This is a genomic window from Pseudomonas sp. SH10-3B (genome assembly GCF_019891415.1).
Taxonomy (GTDB): domain Bacteria; phylum Pseudomonadota; class Gammaproteobacteria; order Pseudomonadales; family Pseudomonadaceae; genus Aquipseudomonas.
Genome location: NZ_JAFLXD010000072.1, coordinates 1 through 16,161 on the forward strand (window position 1 = coordinate 1; position 16,161 = coordinate 16,161).

A 16,161-nucleotide genomic window follows, 5' to 3' on the forward strand; every position below is an offset into this window, starting at 1 on the left:
GCGAGCAGGATCTGCGCGTGGCGGCGCGCCGTGCGGGGATGTTCAGCATGCGTGAAGACGGCGAGCGCTGGGTACGCAGCGGCGCCACCGCACCCGAAGAGATCCTGCGCGTGACACGGGACGCCTGATGAATCGCTATCGCTATGAAGCCGCCGATGCCAGCGGCAAAGTCGAGGCCGGGCACCTGGAGGCCGACAGCCAGAGCGGGGCGTTTGCGGTGCTGCGCAGCCGTGGTTTGACCGCGCTGCTGGTGCAGGTCGAGGGCGGTCAGCAAAGCGCCGCTGGCAGCAGCCTGTTCAGCGCCAAACTGTCGGACAACGACCTGGCCTGGGCCACGCGGCAACTGGCGAGCCTGCTCGGCGCCAGCCTGCCCTTGGAGGCGGCGCTGAGTGCCACGGTGGAACAGGCAGAGAAAAAACACATCGCCCAGACCCTGGCTGCCGTGCGCGCCGATGTACGCGGCGGCATGCGTTTGGCGGATGCGTTAGCGGCACGGCCACGGGATTTTCCGTCGATCTACCGCGCACTGATCGCGGCGGGGGAGGAGTCCGGTGACCTGGCCCAGGTGATGGAACGCCTGGCCGACTACATCGAGGAACGCAACAACCTGCGCGGCAAGATCCTCACCGCGTTTATCTACCCCGGTGTGGTGGGGCTGGTGTCCATCGGTATCGTGATTTTCCTGCTCAGCTACGTGGTGCCGCAGGTGGTCAGCGCGTTTTCCCAGGCGCGCCAGGACCTGCCGGGGCTGACCCTGGCGATGCTCAACGCCAGCGACTTTATCCGCGCCTGGGGCTGGCTGTGTTTCGGCGCCATCGTCGGTGGCTTTTGGGGCTGGCGCCTGTACCTGCGCAACCCCGTGGCGCGCCTGAACTGGCACAGCCGCGTGCTGCGCTTGCCGCTGATCGGGCGCTTTGTGCTGGGCCTGAATACCGCCCGCTTTGCGTCGACCCTGGCGATCCTCGGCGGTGCCGGCGTGCCGCTGCTGCGGGCGCTGGAAGCGGCGCGGCAAACCCTGTCCAACGAGCGCCTGAGCCAGTGCGTCAACGATGCCACGGCCAAAGTGCGCGAAGGCGTCAACCTGGCCCCGGCACTGGCGGTGGAAAAAGTCTTCCCGCCGGTGCTGATCCACCTGATCGCCAGCGGCGAAAAAACCGGCTCGCTGCCACCGATGCTGGAGCGGGCGGCGCAGACCTTGTCGCGGGATATTGAACGGCGGGCCATGGGCATGACGGCGTTGCTGGAGCCGCTGATGATTGTGGTAATGGGCGCGGTGGTGCTGGTGATCGTGATGGCGGTGCTGTTGCCGATCATCGAGATCAACCAACTGGTGACCTGAACACACCAAAAAACCAATGTGGGAGGGGGCTTGCTCCCTCCCACATTGGACCCTGTCTGTTCAGTTGATGTTGGGGCGGGCCGGTATCGCCAGACCCCAACCTCGGGTTCCTCATTCCGTCACATCCAGGCCCCGCGCCACAGCCCGCGCCGCGTTGACGAAACCCTCGCTGAAACCTCGCTGTCACCTGCCGCCAAACCGCTCAAAACCATGACCAAAACACCCGAGAATCTTTTTAAAATCAAGCCCTTCCTCCCGAGGTTTTTTCCTATAACCGTCATCGGAAACTGCGACTTTCTCTCCATGGTTTTCACCCCCGGCCACCCCCGCAACATGGCTTGGGACCGAAGCCATGGCGTCATGCAAGAGCCATCTACCCCAACGTACAAACACGACGAAAGGAGATTCTTCATGTTTAAGCGCAACGTTCTCGCGGTATCCATGACCCTCGCTGCACTGTGCTCGGCACAGGCTGCATTCGCTGACGTAAACGGCGGCGGCGCTACTCTGCCGCAGCCGCTGTACCAGACTGCCGGCGTCCTGACTGCTGGTTTCGCCCCTTACATTGGTGTGGGCAGCGGCAAAGGTAAGTTGGCTTTCCTGAACAACGACTACAGCCAGTTCGGCACTGGCACCAAGAACGTGCACTGGGCGGGCAGCGACTCCAAACTGTCGGCAGCCGAGCTGCTGGCTTACAAAACCAACAAGCAACCTACCTGGGGCAAATTGATCCAGGTACCTTCGGTGGCTACGTCGGTTGCCATTCCGTTCAACAAGACCGGCACCGCCGCGGTTAACCTGACAATTCCTCAACTGTGTGGCGTGTTCTCCGGTCGTTTGACCAACTGGAGCCAGATCACCGGTGCTGGCCGTACTGGCCCGATCACCGTGGTTTACCGTGACGAGTCGAGCGGCACCACCGAGTTGTTCACGCGCTTCCTCAATGCCAAGTGCACTGAAGCCAAGACATTCGCCGTGACCACTACCTTCAAAGACAGCTACGGTTTCGTGGCCGGCGTCAGCGCCGGTACCCTGCCTGCCGGCGCTGTACCTGCTACCACCAGCCAAGGTGTGATGACTGCACTGAACGCTGCCCAAGGTCGTATCACCTACATGAGCCCGGATTACGCCGCGACTACTTTGGCCGGTCTGGATGACGCCACCAAAGTCGCCAAGGTTGCCGGTGTTTCGCCTGCGCCTGCCAACGTGTCGGCCGCTATCGGTCAGATCCCTGCACCGACTGAAGCCCGTGCTGACGGCTCGTTCATCGACGCCACCAACCAGGACAACTGGGTGCCGGTATTCGCTGCCACGGCGAGCGGCCCAGCGACTTTCGCTTACCCATCCACCGGCTACCCGATCCTGGGCTTCACTAACCTGATCTTCAGCCAGTGCTACGCCAACGCAGCGCAGACCACCCAAGTACAGGATTTCTTCCTGCAACACTTCGGTGAGTTCAATAACAACGACGCTGCCATCAGCGCCAACCGCTTCGTACCACTGCCAAGCAACTGGAAACAAGCGATCACCGACACCTTCGCTACCGTTTCCAGCGCGCAAGGCATCGGCAACACCAGCGTCTGCAACGGCATCGGTCGTCCGCTGTAACCCAAGCGTTCAACGACCCGCAACACCTGATCAGCAACGGCCTGTGCCGTTGCTGATTTTTTTGCATTAGCAGTCGTATGTGAACTTTGCATGACAGAAGTTCAGTCGCGCCCCTCGCCAACCGCCTAACCCTCATACGTGAGCGTGTCTTGCTCCCTGCGTGATAACAAAGAAGGAAGATCCCCGATGGTCCGCTGCAAATCACCGGTTAACCTGAAAGCCCAAGACACGATCCTGCGCCTCAAGCCGCTGGCCCAGGCCATCGCCCTGTTGATGGTGGCGGGCAATGCCCATGCGGCTACGGCGTTCAGTTCCAGTTGGTTTGCCGACAAGGGCGCGACCCAGGCGGCAACGGCCGCGCGGATCAGTGCCGGGCAGGTGCCGGGGGTTCCGACGCTGAACCAGCAGGCACGGGTCAACCAGCAGCTGGCGCGTTCCATCAGCACGCTGAACACCAGTGTCGCGGCGATTGCCGCGCAACAGGCCGCGCAAGCGGCGGGGCGCCAGGCTGCGTTCGGCCAGGTGTCGACGATTCCCGATGGCTTGGGCAAGGGCGGCTTGCAGGTGGACAACAGCCTGACCCAGGGCTGGACCAACGCCAAGGCGCCGACCCAGACCCAGGCAGGCGGCAAGACCACGGTGAGCATCGAGCAGACCGCCGACAAGGCGATCCTCAACTGGGAGACCTTCAACGTCGGGCGCAACACCACGGTGGACTTCCAACAGCAATCCAACTGGGCCGTGCTCAACCGCGTCAACGACCCCGATGCTCGGCCCAGCGAGATCCAGGGCCAGATCAACGGCGCCGGCACGGTGATGATCATGAACCGTAACGGCGTGGTGTTCAGCGGCACCAGCCAGGTCAATGTGCGCAACCTGGTGGCAGCGGCGGCGAACATTACCGATGAGCAGTTCACCCAGCGTGGCCTCTACGTCGATACCACCGGTACGCAACCGACCTTCACCGACGCGGCTGGCAAGGTCGAGGTGCAACGCGGCGCGCTGATCCAGACCCACAACGCCGCCACTTCCACCGATGCCGGCGGCTATGCCTTGCTGCTCGGCACCGAGGTTGAAAACGCCGGTACTGTCATCACTGCCAAAGGCCAGACGACCCTGGCGGCCGGCGACAGCTTCTATATCCGCAAAGGCGTCGGCACCGCCGGCAACGAACGCTCCACCACCCGTGGCAATGAAGTCGCGACGGCCCTCAACGCCGACAGCACTGCGGGCAAGGTCACCAACAGTGGCCTGATCATGGCCTCCACCGGCGACATCACCCTGACCGGCCACCAGGTCCAGCAAAACGGTGTGGCCCTGACCAGCACCTCGGTGGACACACGCGGCACCATCCACTTGCTCAACGCGGCCAGTGACACCACTGGCAGCGTCACCCTGGGCGAGGGCAGCACCACCGCGATCCTGCTGGACGCCAGCGGCAGCAGCGCCCTCAATTCCCAGAAAAACAATGGCCTGACCTCGTTCGATGGCAAGCCCGCCAACCTGATCACCGAGCAATTTAACCACTTGAGCGCCGTGGCCGACCGTACCGACCAGTCGCGTATCGAGATCGTCAGTGGCGGCACCGTGGACTTTCAGAAAGGCTCGATCACCCTGGCCACCGGTGGCCAGGTCGCGGTCAGTGCGGGCGGGCGCAGCCTGGTGCGCGACGGGGCGATGATCGACGTGTCCGGCGCAGTCGGCGTCAAGGTGTCGATGGAAGCCAACAACATCAAGATCAACGTGCAGGGCAACGAACAGCGGGATGCGCCGGTCAACCGCGACGATGGGCAATTGATCAACAACGATGTGTGGGTCGACCTGCGCGAGCTGGTGTTTGTGCCGGCCGGTACCAACGGCTATGCCACGGACCGCTGGTACACCGCCGGCGGCTTGCTGGAGGTCGGTGGTTACCTCGGCACCCAGGGCCACTCGGTGGGCGAGTGGATGGCCCAGGGCGGCACCGTGACCTTTACCGGCAAGGATGTGGTGACCCAAAAGGGCGCGCAGATCAACCTGTCGGGCGGCACTGTGGATGTGCAGGCCGGTTATATCCAGCAGACCTGGCTCAAGGGCCCGGACGGGCGCCTGTATGAACTGTCCAACGCGCCCGGCGACATTCTCTACTCCGGGTTCTACAAAGGCTATGAAGACACCAGCAAGCGCTGGGGCCAGACCGATTTCTACTACAACCCGATGATCGCCAAGCAGCGCCGTTACGAGAACGGTTATACCGTGGGTCGCGATGCCGGCAAGCTGGTGGTCGGCACCACCAGCGCGGTGCTGGAAGGTCAGGTGGTCAGCGATGTGTTCCAGGGCGATCGCCAGACCCAGGCACCGAACATCAACCTTGACGGTTACCAGCAGTCGCAGAAGGCCATGGCCCAGCGCGCGCAGTTGATCATTGGCGGCTACACGCCGATCTACAACAAAACCACCGGCACCCTGCGCTATGCGCTGACCGGCAGCACCGAGCAGGTGCTGATCGACAGCAATACGCAGAAAATCGCCGATGGCCTGGACCTCACGACGGTGCTGCCAGCCGATCGCCAAGGCCAGATCGTGCTCGACAGCGACCAGCTCAACGGTTTCCAGTTGGGCGCAATCAAGGTCGCCGCCAACCAGCAGGTCAGCGTCAACGGCGCACTCAACGTGGCGGACGGTGGCGCTATCACCCTGCTCGGGCCAGGCGTCACCATCAACGCCAACCTGACGGCCCACGGTGGCAGCCTCCAGGCCGGTAACATCCTCAGCCAGGTCGATCCGACCAAGGACGGCGCTGTCGAGGACACGATCCTGCCAGGCGGCGGCAGTGTGACGGTCGCCGCCGGGGTCAAGCTGGATGCCAGCGGGCGCTGGAATAACCTGCTGCTGGACGCGGCCAACAACACCGGCGTGGCCTATGTGAACGGCGGCAATGTGTCGCTGCGCAGCACGGGTAATGTGAACCTGATGGCCGGCAGCGTGGTGGACGCCTCTTCCGGCGGCACCCTCGGCGTGGATGGCCGGCTCGCAGGCGGCAAGGGCGGCAACGTGACCCTGGGCGCACTCGGCGCCCTGGGACTGGACGGCGAGGTGCGCGGTTATGGCGTCAACGGTGGCGGCACCCTGGCGTTGCAGGCGCGCAAGGTGCAGATCGGCGACAGCCCCCTTGCGGCGGATGCCGACACCCTGAAACTGGCCGCTGACTTCTTCAATAAAGGTTTTTCGGCCTACGACATCACCGGCAACGAGGGGTTGATCGTCACCGACGGTACGCAAGTCGATGTCACGGTCCCGGTGTATCGGTTGGGCGCGCAGGCGTCGTCGATCGCCACCGGCAGCGACCCGGCCAGTGCGTTGGAGCGCTGGACGCCCATGCTCTATCAGGAAGATCCGACCAAGAGCCTGTTGACCCAGCGCCGTGGCGCCGGCTTGAGCCTGAACGCGGGCTACGTCGACTCCACCGCCGAACAACTGGCAACCACTGCCCTGACGGTGGGCCAGGGCGCGGTCATCAATGTCGACCCAGGCCAGGCCATCAGCCTGCGCAGCGTTGGCCAATTGAACATGGACGGCACGCTGAACGCCTGGGGTGGCAGTGTGACCCTGGGGGGCATCAAGGCTGGGTCTGCCGAAGATGTGAATGCGGCTGGCCATGGTCGCTCCATCTGGGTTGGAGAACATGCGCTGATCGATGTCGCAGCGCGTGCTGCCACGGCGGTTGACAACCTTGGCCGCGCGTATGGCCTGGTACGCGACGGCGGCACCATCAATATTGGCGGCACGCTCGATCTGCAGACCGGGGTGGCCACGGCCAGTGACTTGTTTGTGGTGGTGCGTGAAGGTGCGCGCCTGGACGCCTCCGGCACCCAGGCCCTGCTGAATATTCCAGGGCAGGGCATGGTGCGCCAGGCCAGCAATGGCGGCAGTATCAGCCTGGCGTCCAATAACGGCCTGTACCTGGACGGCAGCTTTGTCGCCAGGGCGGGTGGCGCCGGCGCTGCGGGCGGCAGTCTCGCGGTCGCATTGGACAGTCCGCTCTACACGCTTAATACCGTGGTTGATCCGGTGCTCAAAGGCCGTGAATTGCTGATCAGCCAGACGCACCAGCGCCACGACCTGGCGGGTACGCCGCAGGAGGCTGCCGGCAGCCTGGAGTACGGCCATGGGCGTCTGGGAGTGGACCAAGTCAGCGCGGGCGGTTTTGACAACCTGGCCTTGATGAGCAACGGGCTCATCAGTGCCGATGGCGATGTGTCGCTGACGCTGGGCCAAAGTCTGCGGCTGTTCGGTACGGCCTTTGGTCTCAGTGAAAATGCCGCTGACAACACCCAGGTCAACCTGGCCGCACCGTATCTATTGCTGGCTGGCGTCAACACGCCAGGCCGGGACGGGTATGTGCGTCCGGCGATTGTGCTGCCTGTCCCGTCCCAGCGTGAAACCGCCGCTCAGTTCAACGCCCGCGCTAACCTGATCGATGTGCGCGACAGTGTGTTGTTTGGCGTCAAGGGTAGCCTGCGTCAGGCGGATGGCAGCCTGCTGGATATGGAACGGCGTGGCTTTGACCAGGTCAACCTGACCAGCGAGGGTGACCTGCGGTTTCTGGCAGGGGCCAATGAGAACGGGGTCGCCCTGGGTATCAGCACCCAATTGCTGACCCAGGGCGACATGACCTTGCGCGCGGCGCAGTTGTACCCCGGCACACAGGTCGGCGCGCGGGTGATCGCGGGCTACCTGGGTGAGGCAGGTATCAACGATATCCTGTTCGACCCGTTGCGTACGTTGACCATTGGCCGTACCGGCACGGCCGACGCCGCCATTCCCTATTCGGCGTTCGGCCGCCTGCAACTGGGCGCAGCCACGGTTCGCCAGGGCGGTGTGGTGCGGGCGCCGCTGGGGCTGATCGATATCGGCAGCATGGGCAGTAACCTGGTGCAACTGTTGCCGGGCAGTATCACCTCGGTCAGTGGCAAGGGGCTGGTGCTGCCCTATGGCGGCACGCTGGATGGCCAGGAGTACCGCTACAACGGTCAAAAGGTCACGTTTATCGGCCAGGGCGGGGTGGCCAACCTGAACAGCGACTTGAGCGTCGGCGTCATTCTGGGCGGTACCACCGTCGCCGTGCAGCCGGATGCCACGCTGGACCTCTCCGGCGGTGGCGAACTGCTGGGCGCCGGCTTCATTTCCGGGCGCGGCGGTTCCACCGATGCGCGCTACAACCCGCTGGTGCAGTTCGGCGCCAACGGCGGGTTTGTGCTGCCGGGCCTGTCCACCAACCCGATCTATGCGATTGTGCCCGGGGTACAGCCAGGCGCGGCGCCGGTGGCGGCGGAGGGCGGTGCCGTGGCGCCATTGATCGGCCAGCAGATCACCATCGGCGCCGGTGTGCCGGGGTTACCGGCGGGTACCTACACCCTGATGCCGTCGACCTACGCCCTGATGCCGGGGGCCTTTCGCGTCGAAATCAATGGGCTGGCCGGGCTTGGCGGCGATGGTGCGACCACGCTGATGCGCAATGGCTCGTGGGCTACCTCGGGGCAGCTATCGATTGCCCACACGGGGATCAGCAACAGCGTCGCCAGCCAATTGATCCTGACCTCGGCCGATACCCTGCGCCGTTATTCCCAATACAACGAAACCAGCTACGCCCAGTTCGCCAGGGCCGATGCAGCCCGGATCGGCGTGCCCCGGCCGATGCTGGAAGCCGACGCCAAAACCTTGAAACTGTCGCTGCGCCCCGGTGCGGGTGCGGATGCCTTCTCGTTCGAGGGCATCGGCCGTTTCGATGCCGCGCCAGGCGGCTACGGCGGTACGGCGGCAGTGCTGGACCCAACCTGGCAGGGGATCGAAGTGGTCGGCGCGGGCAAGTCCGCCACTGCAGACTTCGCCGGCATCACGCTCAAGGCCGACACCCTCAATGCCTTGGGTGCATCGCGGCTGGTGGTGGGCGGCATGACGGTGGTGGAGTACGGCCAGTCCGGTAACTTTATCAACCTTGCATCCGGTTTGAATGGTGCCAACAGCACGGTGACGTTGCGCGAAGGGGCAACATTGGCGGCCCCTGAAGTCTTTCTGGTGAGCGACACCGGCGCGATCGTGGTGGAGCAGGGCGCCTCAATCAACACCCTGGGGCGCGGCAAGGCCAGTTACGACGCGCGTGACGGGTTTATCTATCGGGTTGCCAACATGCTGGCGGTGTCCAACGGGCTGCTCAATGTGGTCAGTGCGCCGTCGCCAGACGGGGTCAGCGGCGGGATTAACATCGGCGCCTGCGACGGCGGCACGTGCAGCGGCCAGACCGGCCTGTACTCCGATGGCAGCATCGTGGCGCTGACCAACAGTACCTTCCAACTGGGCGACCAGGTGCGCTATGGCACGCGTCACCTCAACCTGGGTGTCAGCACCATCAACCTGGGCAGCGCCGAAGCCCTCGCCGCTGCCGGAAACCGCGTGCCGGCCGGCCTGACCCTGACCCAGGCGCTGCTCGACCGCCTGCTGCGCGGTGACACGCAATTCGGCGCGCCGGCCCTGGAAACCCTGCAGCTCTCGGCCCGTGACAGTTTCAATTTCTACGGCACCACGTCCCTGGACACCTATGACCCCGTCACCGGCAAATCACTGCTGAACAACCTGATGCTGTCCACCCCGGCGATGTATGGCGCCGGGGCGGCCAACGATGTGGCGACGATCCACACCGCCAACCTGATCTGGCTGGGCGCCACCAACGCCCCTGGCGCGGTGGTGACGGGCGGCGCGGGCACCGGCAGCGGACGCCTGGACATCAACGCCGAGCGTATCGAATTCGGCTATGGCGAGTTCGGTCAGCCGAGCAATGTGAAGAGTTTCGACCGCTTGGCCTTGGGGTTCGCCAACGTCAACCTCAACGCCAGCGAACGCATCACCGCCAACCACAAGGGCAGCCTGTCGGTGTACCAGCGCCAGGGCGCGTATGACCCGGTCAACGGCTTCCAGTACAGCGGCGGCAACCTGACGATCCGTACACCGCTGATGACCGGTGAGGCCGGCTCGGTGAACACGATCAAAGCCGGCGGTGCGATTGATATCGGCGCGTCGGCAGGCCCCCGTGGCACGGCCAACGGCCAGGGGGCCGAGCTGTCCCTGCAAGGCGACAGCATTCGCGTGGCCGGTGCGGTGGTGTTGCCCAGTGGCAAGGTCAGCCTCAGCGCCCGGGGCGATGTGGTCTTGACCGATGACGCCTTGATCGACGTGGCCGGCCGCGCCATTGCCTTCAACGATGTGACCCAATACGGCTGGGGCGGCGACGTGTTGCTGGACAGCCGCAGCGGCAATATCCGCCAGGCGGCGGGCTCGACCATCGACTTGTCGGCCCAGCACAACCAGGCGGGTAAATTGCGGGCGGTGGCCACGGATGCGGCGGCCGGGACCGTCGACCTGCAAGGCAGGATCCTTGGCAGCAGCAGCGGTTATTACGCGGCTGGCGGCACCTCGATGCCCTACCAGGCCGCCACCGTGGAACTCCAGGCCCAGCACCTGGGCGGCAGCGGTTCCCTTGACCAGCAGTTCGCCGACCTTAACCAGCGCCTCAACCAGGGCGCGGTCTTCGGTGCCCGCAGCTTCCAGCTCAAGCAGGGCGACTTGACCATCGGCAACGGGCTCAAGGCCGGCACCATCAGCGTGTCCATGGATAACGGCAGCCTGCGCGTGAACGGCCTGGTGGACGCCAGCGGTGAGCGGGTCGGCAGCATCAACCTGGCCGGCAAGCACGGCCTGACCCTCGACGGCACGGCGGTGCTCGACGCCCATGGCAGCAAACTGCGGGTGGACAGCTACGGCAAGATCATCGACTCGCCCAACCGCGCCATGGTGGTGCTGGGCTCCGGCGACGGCCAGCTGACCCTCGCCGAGGGGGCACGTATCGACCTGCGTCACGGTACTGCTGCGACCGGCAATGACGGGCGCAGCCGCGGTACGCTGGAACTCAACGCGCCGCGAGTGGGCGGCAATGACATCGCCATCGACGCCCGTGGGCAGTTGACTATCCAAGGTGCGCGTTCGATTGCGCTCAACGGCATGATCACCTACGACGACGCTCCCGAAAAAACCGACCCTACCGCCAGCGGCAAGCCGTATCAGGAAATCACCCAGGGCTACCTGGATGGCAAGCACGCCTTGAGCGACGCCTTTATCAAGGCTGCGTTGCAGAACAGCAACCTGCTGCAAAACAAACTCGCCGGATTGAACAACGCCACCTACGCCGATGCTTTCCACCTGCGCCCTGGCGTGGAAATCATCAGCAAGACGGCGGACGGCGATCTGGTCGTGCAGGGCGACGTGGACCTGTCCCGCTACCGTTACGCCAGCCTCAACCCCCATAGCCAGCAGGACAATGCCGTCTACGGCTCGGGTGAATCCGGCAGCCTGACCCTGCGCGCCGGGGGTGACCTGAATATCTATGGCAGCATCAACGACGGCTTCGCACCGCCGCCGGCGTCTGCCGATGACAAGGGCTGGGTGCTGTTGCCGGGTATCGACTACCGTGGCGGCACGGTGGTGGTGCCTGGCAACGGCGTGACCCTGGCCGACGGCACCGCCTTCCCGGCCGGCGCGACCCTTAACTATGACCTGCCGATCAAGGGCCTGACCGTCGCCGCCAATACGCGTTTGCCAGTGGCCGCGACGTTGGGCCAGGACCTGGTATTGCCTGCGGGCAGCGTCGTCGCCGCCGATGTGCGCGATGCCGGCGGCACTCTGTTGTTTGCCGCCGGTACCTTGCTCGGCGAGGCGCAGACCCTGGTGGCGGGCACGCAACTGGGCGCCGGTACGCTGTTGACCGAGGGTACCCTGCTGCAAGGCATGACCTGGCCAAAGGGCGTACCGCTGCCAACCGTGGACCAGGCAGGCCTGACCACTAACATTGTGCTGCTCGATGGGCTCAAGGACTTGCCCAAAGGTGCGTTGATCCCTGCCGGCACGGATGTCAAGTTGCCTGCGGGAGTGCAGTCGGTCGCGTTGCGCGCCGGTGCGGCCGGGCAGCTTTGGGCGATCTCGCCGATGCTTGCCGAAGGCACCCAGTCGTGGTCGCTGCGCCTGGTCGCGGGCGCCGATACCGAGGCTGCCGACAGTCGCATCCTGCAAGCGCACCCGCGCAGCGGCGACCTGCATCTGGCGGACACTCACTACGGCATGTTCGCCAAGGCATTACCACCCCGTGGCGTGGAAACCTGGACGGCTGCCGGGGTCACGTATCTGGCGGGCGTCGGGGTGACCGTCAAGGCCGGTGATCCGATCGACCAGCGTGTGCTCGACGGCCTCAACGAGGGGTCAATCGATGACTTCTGCGGGGCATCCCCGCAATTCTGCAAGACCACGGGGGCTTACATATTCACTCCGGCGGCAGTCGCTCGATTCGCGAGGAAGGGCATCATCGTAAAGGCGGGGGACGAGGTCACCGAGGCGCTGGCGTTCAGTTTCAGTCAAGTTACCGTGGAGCAACTGTGCGCGAGCCCCACGTATTGCCAGATGAAAAACCCGCAGGAATACGCCGCTGCACCGGCAAGCACACGCTTGAGCGTGATCCGCACCGGTACCGGCGATCTGGAGTTGCTGAGCGCGGGCAACCTGAGCATGGACTCGTTGTATGGGGTGTACACCGCCGGTACGTCTTCTGCCGGCACCTTCGAGGGCGACCCCTACAATCAGCCCAAGGCGAAGCAGGGGGCCACCGTGCTGGGTGATCCTGGCACCCTGTTCGAACAGTTCGTCAACGGCTCGTCCACGAGCTTGTACCGGGCCTGGTATCCAGAGGCCGGGGGCAATCTGACGATTAATACCGGGGGTGACTTGACCGGTGATATCACCAGCATCGCCCAGAGCAACATCGGGCGACCCAACCCCAAGGATCTCGGGTTCGATTCGGCGGCAATCGGCAACTGGCTATGGCGCCAGGGCAGCAGCGATGTGGCGACGGGTGGCCAGGCTCAACCGAGCGCCTGGTGGATCAATTTCGGCAGTTACACCGCAGCGGCTGCAGGCGCGGACAAAATGCTCGGTTTCACCGGCTTCGGCACCCTGGGCGGTGGCGACCTGGCTGTCAATGTCGGCGGCGACGCCGGGGTCTTGAACACCCTGGGTTATGGCTTCGGCAACGATGCCGTAAACCCCCATAGCCAAGGCCTGGTCCTGGCAGTGGGCAGCACGGGCAGGGTCGCCAGCGATGGCAGCCTGCAAGTGACCGGTGGGGGCGATCTGCGGGTGCGCATCGGTGGCAGCATGAACCCCGCCAGTGTTGTCGTTGCCAATGCGGACCATCGTGACGGCATGCTGGTCAATCTTCGCGGTGATGTGCAGTTGCGCAGCGCCAGTGTAGGCAGCGTCGATTTGCTGTACGGGGCAACCTCTACCGAACAGAGCCCGGGCGAGACCCGTGCCTTCGACCCGCTGGTCTCGACCCGAGGCGTGGCGCGCGGTGGGCTGACCCTGGTGCCGGGTGACGCCACGTTCAACGTGCAGACCCTGGGTGACCAGGTGGTGAAAACCGTCGAAGACCCGGGCCGGGTGCCGGTTAGCCATTCTTCGCCTTTTGCACAAGGCACCACCCTCGGCACCGGCAGCAGTTGGTTTACCCTGTGGACCAAGGACACGGCTATTGATCTGTTTTCCTTGGGCGGTAACCTGACCCCCGTCAGCCTGCCCGACACGCCGGCTGACCTGGCCGTGGCCTATCCGTCAATCGTCAGGGCAACGGCGGCCGGCGGCAGTCTGTATTACGGTAAAGCGGCCCGGGCGCAGGAGAACTCTGACCTCAACTACACAGACCCCTTGATGTTGGCTCCCGGGCCGGCCGGCCAGTTGCAGTTCCTCGCCCAGGGCTCGATCTACGCCGGTGGCATGGCCGTGAGCCAGTCCGGGGCGGCGCCGAGCGCGATGGCAACCCCTTGGAACCCTGCGTACGAGGCCCGTATTGGCAATGCTGTAGTGGTCAGCAACCTACCGCCCACGGGTAGCCTGGTCAGCCTGTCGCTGTTGGCGTTCGGTTCCGGCACGGCAGCCGCGTCATCCGCTGGCAGTGCTGAGCCGGCGCGTTTTTATGCGATAGACGGGGACCTGGTCGGGGTGAGCAGTGGCCGGATAATCACGTTCAGCAGTAACCCTGGAGCGTTGCATGAAGGTGAGACCTGGTATGAAGGGAATGGCGCGGTCCGAATGATGGCCGGGCGGGATATCGTCAGCAGTGGGCGTAGTTTTGGTGTGGACAGGACGGACGCGCCTTCGAGCAATAATCTGTTCCTGCACAAAAACGCCAACGACATCTCCATCGTGTCGGCCGGTCGCGACATTCTCTACAGCAACTTCGAGGTGGCCGGGCCTGGCCTGTTGGACGTGTCGGCAGGCCGCAATATCCTGATGACGGGACCTGCGGGCGAGTACAGTGTCACCAGCCTGGGCGGGGTATTGCCAGGCGATAGCCGCCCCGGCGCGAGCATTGTGATGCAGGCCGGTGTCGGCGCCAACGGGCCGGATTACCAGCGTTTTGTCGAGCGCTACCTGAACCCTGTCAACCAGGCACAAGCGGGCGAGTCGTTGCAGGGGGCCAAGGTCGCCAAGACGTACCAAAACGAACTGGCTACCTGGCTCGCCGAGCGCTTCGGTTTTGTCGGCGACAGCGAGCAGGCCCGCGCCTACTACGCGGCGCTGCCCGCCGAGCAGCAACGGATATTTGCCCGCGACGTGTACTTTGCCGAACTCAAGGCCGCCGGCCGCGAGTACAACCAGGACGGCAGCGTGCGCCAGGGCAGTTACCTGCGCGGTCGCGCGGCGATTGCGGCGCTGTTCCCGGACAAGGACGTGGCCGGTAACGCGATCACCTACCAAGGCGACATCACGCTGTTCAATGGCTCGGGCGTACACACCAATGCCGGTGGCTCGATCCAGATGCTCACCCCAGGCGGCAGCCAGACCTTCGGCATCGAAGGCGCGGCGCCGCCGTCGACAGCGGGTCTGATCACCCAGGGCTCGGGAGATATCCAACTGTATTCCCTGGGCAGCATCCTGCTTGGCCAGAGCCGCATCATGACCACCTTCGGCGGCTCGATCATGGCCTGGACCAGCGAGGGCGACATCAACGCCGGTCGTGGCTCCAAGACTACCGTGGTGTACACCCCGCCCAAGCGCGTCTATGACAACTGGGGCAACGTGAGCCTGTCGCCGTCGGTGCCGAGTACCGGTGCTGGGATCGCCACGCTGAACCCGATCCCGGAAGTGCCGGCGGGGGATATCGACCTGATCGCACCGATGGGCACCATCGATGCGGGGGAGGCGGGCATTCGGGTGTCGGGCAACGTCAACATCGCCGCCTTACGGGTGGTGAACGCGGCGAACATCCAGACCCAGGGCAAGTCGTCCGGGGTACCGGTGTCGGCCACGGTCAACACGGGTGCCATGAGTTCAGCCAGCGCGGCGGGGGCGGCGGCGTCCCAGGCCGCAGAAGACGCGGCGCGCAGCCAGCAGGCGGCGTCCAAGCAGGGCCGGCCGTCGATCATGACCGTGGAGGTGCTGAGCCTGGGCAGCGAGCCGTTGCCACGCGAGCCGGAGCCGCAGCAGAAAAACTCCAGCTACAACCCCAACAGCCCGGTGCAGGTGCTGGGCGCGGGGCCGCTGAGTGAACAGGCGCGGGCGCGGTTGACGGATGAGGAGCGTAAGCAGATCAGTTTGTAGAACTTCAGAAGGACCTCTCGATGTACCGTTCGGGGCGATCAGTGATCGCCCCATTTTTTTGGCGGATCAGAGGGGCGGCGACCTGATAATCGACCGGTGTTGTGGGGTGTGATTCGGTCAAAACTGTGGGAGGGGGGCTTGCCCCGATAGCGGTGGGTCAGCCTGCCCCTCTATCAACTGTGCCGCCGCCATCGAAGCCTCGCTGAAGCTCGACCTCTCCCTCAGGGGATCAGCGGTGCCCACGAGATCTACAGCCGGGCAACTTCCCACCTGCCAACCGAGCTCAAATGTGGGAGGGGGCTTGCTCCCGATAGCGGTGGGTCAGCCAGCACCTCTATCAACTGTGCCGCCGTCATCGAAGCCTCGCTAAAGCTCGACATCTCCCACAGGGGATCAGCGGTGCCCATCAGACCTACAGCCGGACGTTTTCTACCTGTCAACAACATTCAAATGTGGGAGGGGGCTTGATCTGGTCAAGTAATCTTGGACACCGATTAAGGTTCACGCCGCCAACCTTTCCTCCGCAATTGGCGACC

The 16,161-nt window shown here is 64.5% G+C and carries 4 protein-coding genes; all 4 read left to right on the forward strand.

Annotated elements, in window-relative coordinates:
• On the forward strand, positions 1-128 hold a 128-nt coding region (locus tag J1G35_RS31115; RefSeq protein ID WP_262417199.1), incomplete at its 5' end, for a hypothetical protein.
• The gene (gene gspF / locus J1G35_RS29050) at positions 128-1,339 is read left to right on the forward strand and encodes a type II secretion system inner membrane protein GspF (protein ID WP_131700676.1); all 1,212 of its coding nucleotides are present in this window, start codon (positions 128-130) and stop codon (positions 1,337-1,339) included. The genes J1G35_RS31115 and gspF, both read left to right, overlap by 1 nt.
• 411 nt (positions 1,340-1,750) lie before the next feature.
• Entirely contained in the window at positions 1,751-2,947 is a 1,197-nt protein-coding gene (locus J1G35_RS29055) for a substrate-binding domain-containing protein (RefSeq protein WP_223016703.1), read from the forward strand.
• Between the two features lie 186 nt (positions 2,948-3,133).
• Positions 3,134-15,625, forward strand: a complete 12,492-nt coding sequence (locus J1G35_RS29060; protein WP_223016704.1) for a filamentous hemagglutinin family protein — start codon at positions 3,134-3,136, stop codon at positions 15,623-15,625.
• Positions 15,626-16,161 lie beyond the last annotated feature (536 nt).